Source organism: Micrococcus sp. HMSC31B01, assembly GCF_001816085.1.
In the GTDB taxonomy this organism is placed as follows: Bacteria; Actinomycetota; Actinomycetes; order Actinomycetales; family Micrococcaceae; genus Micrococcus; species Micrococcus luteus.
In genome coordinates this window covers 1-3736 of the sequence record NZ_KV825088.1, presented here as the reverse complement: position 1 = coordinate 3736, position 3736 = coordinate 1, and the positions used below count along the sequence as shown (strand labels likewise).

Sequence of the window (3736 nt, the reverse complement as noted above, 5' to 3'; positions counted from 1 at the left end):
CTCGCGTATCTCGAGGGCACGGGCGCGCTCGTGGACGCGGGCGACGTGTCCGTGGACCGCGGAGACGACGACGCCCCGGGCGAGCTCGAGGCGGGCCAGGCCGAGCTGGGCACGGTGGTCAGCGGGCTGCTGAACGCCCACGACCTGGCCGTGGTGCTCGGCGGCGGACACGAGACCGCCTACGCATCGATCACGGGCCTGACCGGCTCCACGCGCGTGGGCGCGGGCACCCGCGTGGGCATCCTCAACCTGGACGCGCACTTCGACCTGCGCGAGGCGCCGCGGCCCAGCTCCGGCACCCCGTTCCTGCAGGCGCTGCGGGACGCCGAGGGGGCGGAGCATCAGCTCTCCTACGCGGTGGTGGGCATCAGCGAGGCAAACAACACCCGGGCCCTGTTCGACACCGCGCGCGAACGCGGGGTCACGTGGGTGACCGACGAGCAGGCCCAGACCGCCGACGTCACCGGCGTGCGCCGCTGGGTGCGCTCGTTCATCAACGCCGTGGACGTGCTCTACCTGACGATCGACCTGGATGTGCTGCCGGCCGCCGTCGCCCCGGGGGTGAGCGCACCGGCCGGCTTCGGCGTGCCGTACGAGGTGATCCACGCGTGCGCGCTGGAGGCCACCCAGTCCGGGAAGCTGGCCCTGGCCGACGTCGTGGAGCTCAACCCCGCCCTGGACGTGGACGGCCGCACGGCGAAGGCCGCGGCCCGGCTGATCCACACGATCGTCAGCCGTCACCGGACGGACGCGTCGCTGCTGGCCTGAGGCGGGCGGGGGTCCGTTCAGGCGCGGGGGCCGCGCGCGTCAGTGCCCCGCTGCCCACGGGGCTGGGGGCTCGGCGCTGCCGTGGGCCGCGCGTCGGGCGGCGTAGTCCAGCGCCGAGCGTGCCAGGAAGTCGTGCAGGGCCAGCACCCCGGCCCGGGCTCCTGCCGCGTCCCTCCGGGTCACCGCCTCCAGCGCCGGGACGTAGAACGCCCGGCCGCGTTCGACCTCGTCGGGCAGGCCCTTCGTGGTGGCGAGCCAGAACCGCCGGGAGAGCCCCTGGAGCGGGACCAGGGAGTCGGCGAGATAGCGGTTGTTCGCGATCGTGCGCAGGAGTTCGTGCGAGCGCCCGACGGCGGCGACGTACGCCGGCAGGTCCTCCACCGTGCGCAGGTGCCGCACGTGGGCCGCGACGGCGGCCAGCTGCTCCTCGTCCGCCCGCGCGCAGGCCAGTCCCACGGCCAGGGCCTCGAGCGACCGCCGCACCTCCAGCCTCTCCAGCTGGTCGTCCACGGAGATCGGGGGCACCTGCAGTCCCCGTCCCCCACCGGCCAGGAGCCAGTGGTCTCGGATGAGGCGCTGCACGGCCTCGCGCAGGGGTGTGCGCCCCGTCTCGGCGGCGTCGATGAGGTCCGCCTCGCTGAGGATGGCGCCCGGTGGCAGCTCCCCGGTCTCGATCTTCTGCGTCAGGCGGGCGTAGGCCTCCTCCGACTTGTTCATGGGCCCAGCGTAGGCAGTCATCTGCCCCCAATCCGTTTGATATATCCGGGATATGCGGCGTAGCGTGACCCACATCCTGTTACCGGCGTCACATGGAGGACTCATGAAGTACCGCCCGCAGCACGAGGCCAACCCCCTGCCCTTCTCCCCCTTCAAGAGCTCCACCGTGCCGCGGCCCATCGGCTGGCTGTCCTCCGTGAGCACGGACGGCCGGGAGAACATCGCCCCCTACAGCCAGTGGCAGAACCTCACCTTCGACCCGCCCATGGTGATGTTCTCCGCGAACCAGTACCCGGACGGACGCCGCAAGGACACCGTCCTCAACGCGGAGCAGACCGGCTGGTTCGTGTGGAACATGGCCACCTACGACCTGCGCGAGGCCGTCAACGTCTCCGCCATGGCCCTGGAGCCGGGCGAGAGCGAGTGGGACCGCATCGCCGAGCACGGCGTCACCAAGGTCTACGCGGACAACCACCCCATCCCGATGGTCGCCGAGTCCCCCGTGCGCTTCGAGTGCCGCTACCACTCGACGCACCGCATCAAGGGCGACTCGAACGTCGGCACCATCGACGTGGTCTTCGCCCACGTGGACACCATCCACATCGACGACGACGTCATCACCGCCGACGGCCGCCTCGACATCCCGCGCATCCAGCCGATCGCCCGCCTGGGCTACTTCGACTACACCGTGGTGCGGGAGACCTTCGAGATGCGGGTGCCCGGCGCCGACGGCGATGCCCAGGCCGGCCTCGAGGGACGGGCATGAGCACCGCGGCCACCGGCGCGGCCCGGCCCGCTCCCGTGCCCGGGGCCTGCCCCCGGAGCCTGAAGGACATGCTGGCCGTGAACTTCGGCAACGCGCTGGAGTGGTACGACTGGAACGTCTACACGATCTTCGCCCCGGTCTTCGCGGCGCAGATCTTCCACGCGGACAACCCCACCTCCGAGCTGCTCGCCACCCTGGCCGTCTTCGCGGTGGGCTTCGTCGCCCGCCCCATCGGCGGCTACGTGTTCGGCGCCTACGCGGACCGGGTGGGCCGCAAGCGCAGCCTCTTCGCGGCGATGATGATCACCGCGCTCGGCAGCCTGATCATCGCCTTCACCCCCACCTACGGCACGGTGGGCGTCCTCGCCTCGGTGATCCTCGTCGTCGCCCGCCTGCTGCAGGGCCTGGCGCACGGCGGCGAGATGGGCACCTCCGTGACCTACCTCGTGGAGCGGGCGCCGCAGGGCCGGCGCGGGCTGTTCGGGGCGACGTCGTGGGTGTCCGTGGTGGTGGGCACGATCCTGGCGACGCTCGTGGGCCTGGCCATCAACACGCTGCTCTCCCACGAGCAGGTGGCGTCCTGGGGCTGGCGCGTGGCGTTCGGCATCGGCGGCGTCCTCGGCCTCTACGCGCTGTATCTGCGACGGAGCCTGACGGAGTCGGAGCACTTCACGGCGGCGCAGCAGGTGGTGCCCACCGCCGACGACGCCCCGCGCCGGGAGCCGGGCGCGGTGTGGCGCGGCCTGCTGACGATCTTCCTGGTCTCCGCGGGCGGCTCCCTGATGTTCTACACGTGGCTGATCTACCTGCCCACGCACGCGCAGGTGGCCCATCAGATGGACAAGTCCACCACCCTCTCGGCCTCGCTCCTGGCCCAGGTGATCTTCCTGGCCGCCATCCTCGGGGCGGGCCTGCTGGGCGACCGGATCGGCCGCCGCCCGCTGGTCATCGCCTTCGGCCTGCTCTTCGTGGTGCTGCCGTTCCCGCTGTTCGGCATGCTGGACGGCACCTTCGCCTCGTTCCTGCTCGTGCAGACCATCGCCCTGCTGGCCGTGGCGCTGCTGTTCGGCGTCAACGGCGCCGTCTGGTCCGAGGTGCTGCCCACGGCGGTGCGCGCCAAGGGCGTGGCCACCATGCTCTCGCTGGCCACCGCGATCTTCGGCGGCACGGCGCCGTACCTGATCACGTGGCTGACGGCGCAGGGGTGGGCCAGCGCGTTCCCGATCTACCTCATGGTGGTCGGCGGCCTCACCGGCCTGACCGGCCTGTTCATGAAGGAGACGAAGGACGTGGACCTGGCGGCCTGAGCCGGGGCGACCGGGCCCGCAGGCCGCCCCCTCCGCACACAGAGTGGTCACGACACGCCGTCTCGTGCAGACGCACGCGGCGTGTCGTGACCACTCTGTGGCCTCTGACCGCTCTGCGGCGTCAGTGCCCCTCGGCCTCGGCGCCCTCGGACTCCTTGGCCAGGTCCTGCGGCTCGGC

At 71.9% G+C, this 3736-nt stretch carries 4 protein-coding genes; 3 read left to right on the top strand and 1 reads right to left on the bottom strand.

All coding sequences use genetic code 11. From position 1 onward, the window contains the following. Positions 1-768: arginase family protein (locus HMPREF3105_RS05455; RefSeq protein ID WP_070708934.1), on the top strand; the 768-nt coding region annotated here is incomplete at its 5' end. 39 nt (positions 769-807) lie between these two features. Here HMPREF3105_RS05455 and HMPREF3105_RS05450 read toward each other — a convergent pair. Continuing rightward, on the bottom strand, positions 808-1485 hold the full coding sequence (locus HMPREF3105_RS05450; RefSeq protein ID WP_020625716.1) for a GntR family transcriptional regulator: 678 nt from the start codon (positions 1483-1485) through the stop codon (positions 808-810). 103 nt (positions 1486-1588) lie between these two features. Here HMPREF3105_RS05450 and HMPREF3105_RS05445 point away from each other — a divergent pair, with 103 nt between their 5' ends. Beyond that, entirely contained in the window at positions 1589-2251 is a 663-nt protein-coding gene (locus HMPREF3105_RS05445; protein WP_020624777.1) for a flavin reductase family protein, read from the top strand. Continuing rightward, the gene (locus tag HMPREF3105_RS05440) at positions 2248-3558 is read left to right on the top strand and encodes an MFS transporter (protein WP_060973915.1); all 1311 of its coding nucleotides are present in this window, start codon (positions 2248-2250) and stop codon (positions 3556-3558) included. The genes HMPREF3105_RS05445 and HMPREF3105_RS05440 overlap by 4 nt, the downstream gene beginning before the upstream one ends. Positions 3559-3736: the final 178 nt, after the last annotated feature.